The 7,907-nt window shown below is 71.7% G+C and carries 4 protein-coding genes; 3 read left to right on the forward strand and 1 reads right to left on the reverse strand.

Features of this window, described 5'->3' with window-relative positions:
- The 3 genes from DQW85_RS14490 to DQW85_RS14500 all read left to right on the forward strand — a co-directional run.
- Positions 1–2,112 (forward strand): carboxypeptidase regulatory-like domain-containing protein (locus DQW85_RS14490; RefSeq protein WP_205315128.1); only part of this gene is annotated, 2,112 nt, incomplete at its 5' end.
- Between the two features lie 309 nt (positions 2,113–2,421).
- Entirely contained in the window at positions 2,422–4,050 is a 1,629-nt protein-coding gene (gene ctaD, locus DQW85_RS14495; RefSeq protein WP_113700835.1) for an aa3-type cytochrome oxidase subunit I, read from the forward strand.
- Between the two features lie 55 nt (positions 4,051–4,105).
- A complete protein-coding gene (locus DQW85_RS14500) occupies positions 4,106–5,341 on the forward strand; it encodes an NAD(P)/FAD-dependent oxidoreductase (protein ID WP_162794984.1) in 1,236 nt (411 codons plus the stop codon).
- A gap of 18 nt (positions 5,342–5,359) precedes the next feature.
- Here the strand turns inward: DQW85_RS14500 and DQW85_RS14505 are convergent.
- On the reverse strand, positions 5,360–7,907 hold a 2,548-nt coding region (locus DQW85_RS14505; RefSeq protein ID WP_113700837.1), incomplete at its 5' end, for an FHA domain-containing serine/threonine-protein kinase.

Below are 7,907 nucleotides of genomic sequence, written 5' to 3' on the forward strand. Positions count from 1 at the left end.
GTCCAGGCCGCCCCCGTGGGCGGGGTCGGCGACCTCGCGGGCACCGTCACCGCCGGCGGCGCGCCGGTGGCCGGGGCCACGGTCAGCGTCACCGGGCCGCTCACCCGCACCGTCGTGACCGGTGAGGACGGAAGGTACGCCATCCCGCGCCTGCTGGCGGGCGAGTACCAGATCACCGCCACGAAGTTCGGTTACGCCAGGGGCACCGCGACGGCCACGGTCGTCGCCGGTCAGAGCGTCACCGCGGACCTCTCCATGACCCAGCAGCCCGACGCGGTGCTGTCCGGCACGGTCACCACGACCGGCACGCCGGAGCCGGGCGCCACGGTCGAGGCGCTCGGCACGCCGGCCCGCACGGTCACCGACGCCGCCGGCCGCTACCGGCTCACGCTGCCGCGCGGCGAGTACAGCGTCCAGGTCACCCCGGTCAGCCGCTGCTCCCGCGGCGCCACCGTGGGCGTCACGCTCACCGGCGACCTGGTCCAGGACATCGATCTCGGGCTGCGGGGCGACAACTTCGGTTACACCTGCAAGACCGGCGCCGAGCCGTACGTCGCGGGCACCGACAAGCTCGCCCTCACCGGCGACGACGAGGCCCAGCAGGTGACGCTGCCGTTCCCGGTGCCCTTCTACGGCGCGGGCCAGTCCAGGGCGTGGATCAGCACCAACGGTTTCGCCACCTTCGCCGCCGACAGGGTCGTCGTCGGCGTCAACGGCCGCATCCCCGCCACGGGCACGCCCAACAACGCCGTCTACCCGTACTGGGACGACCTCGTCGCCGACGCCGGCGGCGGCGTCTACACCGGCGTCGTCGGCACCGCCCCGCACCGGCGGTTCGTCATCGAGTGGCGCAACCTCACGTACTACAACGACGCCTCGCAGCGCATCTCGTTCTCCGCCCTGCTCGGCGAGGACGGCACGGCGAGCTTCCGCTACAAGGACGTCGACAGCCAGCGCGACCAGGGCACCAGCGCCACCGTCGGCATCGAGAACGCCACCGGCACCGACGCGATGCTCTACTCCTACGACGAGCCCGCGCTGTCCAACGGGCTGAGCCTGACCTTCGCCGCCAGCCGGCACGGCCTGGTCACGGGCGTCGTGACCGACGCCAACGACGGCGACCCGCTGCCGGGCGCGACGGTCAAGGTGGGCGACGTGGCCACCCTCACCACCGGCCCGGACGGCGCCTTCTACGGCCAGGTGCTCGCGGGCGACTATCAGGTGGAGGTGTCGAAGGAGCACTACGGCACCTTCACCAAGCCCGTCACCGTCACCCCGGCCGGGCCGACCAGGATCGACACGGCGCTGGTCACCGGCCGGGTGAGCCCGTCCCTGGGCGAGATCACCGTGGTGGCGCCGGGCGAGGCGAGCAGGAGCCGGACGTTCGAGCTGACCAACCTCGGCTCGGCGACCGCCTACACGGTGACCACCGACCCGGCGCAGGGCTGGCTCGGCGTGACACCCGCGGCGGGCGACCTGGCCAAGGGGCAGCGGGCCACGCTCAAGGTGACCGTCTCCAGCGCCGGGGTCCAGGCGGGCACCGTCCGCACCGGCAAGCTGATCGTCCGGTCGGCGAGCGGCCGGCAGCCTGTCATCGAGGTCAAGGTGTCGGTCGTGGTGCCCAAGCACCAGGTCGCCGTGGACGCCGGCGGCGGCAGGGGCTTCGTGGACGCCACGGGCGACACCTGGACGGCCGACCGGAAGTACGCGCAGGGCGGCCACGGCTACGTCGCCACCCAGAACCGCACGCACAGCACGTCCAGGACCATCACGGGCACCGACGACCAGGCCCTGTTCAGGACGGCCCGCGAGGGCGTGCTGGAGTACCGGTTCGACAACGTCCCGGCCGGCGTCTACACGGTCGAGCTCGGCTTCGCCGACACCCGGTCGACGAAGATCGGCAAGCGCGTCTTCGACGTGCTGGTCGAGGGGCAGCTCGCCATCCCGGCCCTGGACCTGGCGCTGGAGGCGGGCACGCACACCGCGGTCAGCAGGCAGTACACGGTGCGGGTCACCGACGGCCAGCTCAACGTGCGTTTCGCGACGCGCGAGGGGTCGCCGATCGTGAACGCGATCCGCATCTCCGAGCGGCCGGACCGCACCGTGTCCTGAGGCTCGGGCGACGGGCTCGGGCGACGGGCTCGGGCGACGGGCTCGGGTGGCGGGCTCGTGTGGCGGGCTCGTGTGGCGGCTCGCCCAGCCGCCCCGTCTCCAGGCAGTGGAGACGGGGCGGTCTGCCCGGACGTGACCGATGTAAGACCGGGCCTTTGCGCTACATCTCTTCGCGAGAGGGTAGTTCCCCGTGCGACACGGCACGCGAGCGTGCCGGACCCCGCGCGGGGGGAGACCTCGGTGACGACACACAAGCCCGCAACCGGCGAGCCCCTCACCTCGCCACTAGCCCCGGTGAAGACGCGGCGCATGGGCGCGGTGCTGGCCGCCTGGATGTCCACGACCGACCACAAGGTGATCGGGTATCTCTACCTGATCACCTCGTTCGCGTTCTTCCTGGTGGCCGGCCTGATGGCGATGGTCATCAGGGCAGAGCTGTTCCAGCCTGGCCTCCAGGTGGTCAGCGCCCAGGTGTACAACCAGCTGTTCACCATGCACGGCGCGGTCATGCTGCTGCTGTTCGCCACGCCGCTGTTCGCCGGTTTCGCCAACGTGGTCATGCCGTTGCAGATCGGCGCGCCCGACGTGGCGTTCCCCCGGTTGAACGCGGTGGCGTACTGGCTGTTCCTGTTCGGCGGGATCATCGCGATGTGGGGGTTCGCGACACCGGGCGGCGGGGCCGACTTCGGGTGGTTCGCCTACACGCCGCTGTCGACCGCCACGTTCTCGCCGGCCATCGGCGGCGACCTGTGGATCATGGGTCTGGCCCTGTCGGGCCTGGGCACGATCCTCGGCTCCGTCAACTTCATCACCACCATCATCTGCATGCGCGCGCCCGGCATGACGATGTTCCGGATGCCCCTGTTCACCTGGAACACGCTGCTGACCAGCATGCTCGTGCTGATGGCGTTCCCCGTGCTGGCCGCCGCGCTGCTGGCGCTGGAGTCGGACCGCAAGTTCGGCACCCACGTCTACGACGCCGCCAACGGCGGGCCGCTGCTGTGGCAGCACCTGTTCTGGTTCTTCGGCCACCCCGAGGTCTACATCATCGCGCTGCCGTTCTTCGGCATCGTGACCGAGGTCATCCCGGTCTTCTCGCGCAAGCCGCTCTTCGGGTACGTGGGGCTGGTGGGCGCCACGATCGCGATCGCGGGGCTGTCGATGACCGTGTGGGCGCACCACATGTTCCCGACCGGGCAGGTGCTGCTGCCGTTCTTCTCGTTCATGACGTTCCTCATCGCGGTGCCGACGGGCGTGAAGTTCTTCAACTGGATCGGCACCATGTGGCGCGGCCATCTCAGCTTCGAGACGCCCATGCTGTTCGCGGTGGGGTTCATGGTGACGTTCCTGCTCGGCGGACTGACCGGGGTCATCCTGGCCTCGCCGCCGCTCGACTTCCACATCACCGACACCTACTTCGTGGTGGCCCACTTCCACTACGTGGTCTTCGGCACCGTCGTGTTCGCCATGTTCGCGGGCTTCTACTTCTGGTGGCCGAAGATGACCGGCCGGATGCTGGACGACCGGCTCGGCAAGGTGCACTTCTGGACGCTGTTCGCCGGCTTCCACACCACGTTCCTGGTGCAGCACTGGCTCGGCGTGGCCGGCATGCCGCGCCGCTACGCCGACTACAGCGTCGTCGACGGGTTCACCACGCTGAACCAGATCTCCTCCGTGGGCGCGTTCGTGCTGGGCGCCTCGACGCTGCCGTTCCTCTACAACGTGTGGAAGACCGCCAGGTACGCCCCGCGCGTGACCGTGGACGACCCGTGGGGCTACGGCAACTCGCTGGAGTGGGCGACGTCCTGCCCGCCGCCGCGGCACAACTTCACCTCGATCCCGCCCATCCGCTCCGAGCGGCCCGCCTTCGACCTGCACTACCCGCGCGAACCGCTGGAGCGCCCGGCCATGACGGATGACCGGGAGAGACACCACTGAGAACACCACCGAAACTCCACTGAGTAGATCCGCCGGAGCCGGAGAGGGACTCCTTGTGACTGCTGACGGAAATCGGACGAGGCCGCGCGCCGTCGTCGTGGGTGCCGGCTTCGCCGGGCTGAACGCCGCCCGCGAGCTGGCCCGGGGAGGCGCGTTCGTCACGCTCGTCGACCACAACCCGTACACGACCTTCCAGCCGCTGCTCTACCAGGTGGCCACGGCCGTCATCCCCGCCGGCGACGTCTCCTACCCCATGCGGGCCTTCGCCGGCAAGTATCCCGACATGCGGGTGCGGGTGGGCGGGCTGGCCAAGCTGCACCTGGGCGAGAAGCGGGTGGAGCTGGTCGACGGAACGGTCATCGACTACGACTATCTCGTGCTGGCCACCGGGGTCTCCACCAACTGGCTCGGCATCGAGGGCGCGGAGAAGCACAGCATGCCGCTGTACTCGGTGCGCGACGCGGTCACCCTGCGCAGGACCCTGGTGCGCCTCCTGGAGGAGACCGCCGAGGGCAGGCGCCCCACCACGCACGCCGTCATCGTCGGCGGGGGTGCCACCGGGGTCGAGATGGCCGGCACCATGGCCGAGCTGCGCCGCAGGACGCTCCCGTACACCCATCCCGAGATCCGCCCCGACCAGACCAGCGTCACGCTGGTCGAGCGGTTCGACGACGTGCTCCCCCCCTACAAGCCGAGGTTGCGCGAGTCGGCCGCCAAGGCGCTGCGCAGGCGCGGCGTGCGGCTCCGGCTCGGCAGCACGGTCGCGGCCGTCGAACCCGACGCCGTCGTCCTCACCGACGGCACCCGGCTGCACAGCGACGTGACCGTGTGGGCGCTCGGCGTCACCGCGCCCAACGAGGTCGCCGACTGCGGCCTGCCGCAGGGCAAGGGCGGCCGGATCGTGGTGACCGAGGCGCTCAACGTGCGGGAGCACCCGGAGGTGTTCGTCGCCGGCGACCTCGCCCTGCCCTCCGACCCGCTGCCGCAGCTCGCCCAGCCCGCCATCCAGATGGGCAAGCACGTGGGCAGGCAGATCCTCGCCGCCGCCGAGGGCCTGCCCGTCGCGCCATTCTCCTACCGCGACCCCGGCATCATGGCGGTCGTGGGCCGCGCCGAGGCGGTCGTGCAGCTCCGCAACGGGGCCACCATCCGCGGCCTGGTCGCCTGGCTGGTGTGGATCCTCGTGCACCTGGCGTACCTGCTGGGCGGGCGCAACAGGATCAGCGTGCTCATCGACTTCGTCTGGCGCTACGTGGGCCCGCCCCGCAGCGCCGCCTCGGTCGTGGAGTGACGCCTCGCCGGCCCGGGTTCAGGTCTGGAGCTCGTAGCGGAGCGTCCTGTGCAGCCCGAGCCGGATCACCGAGCCGGCCGTGAGCACCACGGGAGAGTCAGGCACCAGGTCGGCGAAGTCGGCGGCGCCGGGCGGCATGACCGCGGTGCCGTTCGTCGAGCCGAGGTCCGTGACCAGCACGTCCCAGTCCTTCAGGTCGATGCGGGCGTGGCGGCGCGAGATCGACTGTTCCTGATCCTCCACGCGCACCCCGGTGGCCCGCCCCGCCTCGACCTCCGGCGCGATCTCGGGCTTGCGGCCCAGCACGTAGCGCCGGTCCAGCACCAGCTCCTGCCCGTCGTCGAGCCGCAGCACCCCCAGCGGCGGGCGCCGCTCCAGCACCGGCTCGGGCGGCCCCGCGTCCAGCCGCAGACCGCAGACCTGGCAGTACGTCAGGCGCGGATCGTTGAAGTGGCCGTTGCCGCACCGGACGCCGTAGACCTGGGGCGCCCGGTCGTCCGGATCCGTCGCCGTCGCCGGCGCCGTGGGCGAGGGACCGGCGACCCGCCAGATCGGCACCTCCACCGTCGGCGGCTCCACCCGCGTCTCCTCCGCCGGCGTGCCCTCCTCGACCAGCTCCGCCTCCGGCTTCTCCGCCAGAGTCTCCGCCTCGGGCAGTCCCATCAGCGCGGCGAGCAGCTCCCGGGGGGACTGGAAGCGGTCCTCGGGCAGCAGCGCGGTCGCGCGGCGGACGACGGCCGCCAGGCCGGGCAGCCCGTCGAGCGGCGACAGGTCCAGCAGGCCCTGCGAGATCGAGTAGAGGACGCTCTCGACGCTCTCGGTCGGGTACGGGACCCGGCCGGTGAGCGCGTAGCACAGCACGATGCCGAAGGTGTAGATGTCGGATCTTATGTCCACACGCTCGCCCTTGACCGCCTCGGGGGAGATGTAGGCGGGCGTCCCGATGATCCTGCCGACCTCCGTCGCGACGGTCGAGTCGACCAGGCCCTTGACGATGCCGAAGTCGATGACCACCGGGCCGCGGCCGGGGCTCATCATGATGTTGGCCGGCTTGAGGTCGAGGCGGGTGAGGTTCTCGCCCTCCAGGTACTCGAGGGTCGCGGCGAGCGCCCTGGCCAGGCGGACCGCCTCCGGAGGGGAGAGCGGCCCGTCGCCGTCGACCACCTCGCGCAGCGTCCTGCCCTCGATCAGCTCCATCACGATGACCAGGCCGACGACCGGGTCCTCGACCACGTCGTACGTGGACACGATGCCCGGGTGCCTGAGCCTGGTGGCGATCCTGCTCTCCCTGCGGAACCTCCTGGCGAGGTCGTCGGCGTCGGCCCGGTCGGCGCGCATGACCTTGACCGCGACCTCGCGGCCCAGCATCGTGTCGTATCCCCGGTAGACCGTGCTCATGCCGCCCTGCCCGATGACCTCCAGCACCGTGTAGCGGTCGGCGATCGTGCGGTGAGACGGCCCGGCCTGCGAGGACCAGCCCTGCTGGGGGGCCGGCTGGGACGGCTGCGGGGCGGAAGTGACCGGCTGCGGCGGGTAGGTGCCGGCCGGTGGCTCCCAGGCGGGCTGGTAGACCGGCGGCGGCCCGCCGTCGCCCTCGACGGCGGGCGTGGCGGCCGGTGCGGCGGTGACGAAGCCGGTCTGCGAGACCGCGATGAGGGGCGCCGAAAGGTCGAGCGCCGCCCGCTCGGCCTCGTTGCCGAACGCGATGCCGAGCAGCGTCCGCTTGACGTCCTCGGCCAGCTTGTACGAGGTGAGCTGCGCGTAGTCCTCGCTGCCGACGAGGGTCGCGTTCACCCCCGGCTCGCGCAGCACGGTGATCACTCCCTGCCCGGCCAGGTGCCGCAGCAGCCGCTCCACCGCGGGCCGGGCGATGCGCAGCAGCGGGTCGAGCTCAGTCTGCTCGGGCGAGCCGACGATGCTGAGCGAGGTGAACGGCTCGCCCTCGCTGCGCAGGATCCAGTCGAGGATGTAGTAGCCGCCGAGGCGCCATCGGTCCTCGTCGATCGGCACCGGGAACAGCCGCTCCTGGCCCGGCTGGCGGAAGTAGGTGTCGGCCAGCTCCTCCAGCCGCGCGTAGAACACCATCCGGTCGTAGTCGGCCCCCGCGGCCACCAGGAAGGGCCGGCCGTGTTCCCACACCACCAGGTCGCCGAACTCCTGCAGCAGCCGGCGCGGCACGCCCCTGGCCTTGAACCGCAGGTAGCGGACCAGCCGGCGCACGTCCTCGGCGGCGCCCGGCGGCGGGCGGCCGATCAGCGCGTCCACCAGCCGGTCGGGCGCCTCCCAGGTGCACGGCACGTACATCCGCCAGGCGAACACGCTCTCGTAGACGCTGTTGCCGCGGCTGACGTCGCGGACCGCGTAGTCGTGCAGGTCGGGCCCCGCCACCACGAGGAAGTGCGCGCCGCGCATGGTCAGCGTGTTCTTCAGCGTGGTCAGCAGCTCCTCCACGGCGGCCAGCCCGGCCGTGGCCGCCGTCAGCTTGTCGACCTCGTCCAGCACGATCACCAGGTGGACGCGGCCGGGCGCGGGCGGCGGCCGTCGCCGGAACAGGCGCCGCCGCGCG

Origin of the sequence: Nonomuraea lactucae, from assembly GCF_003313395.1 — a bacterium.
Lineage (GTDB): Bacteria > Actinomycetota > Actinomycetes > Streptosporangiales > Streptosporangiaceae > Nonomuraea > Nonomuraea lactucae.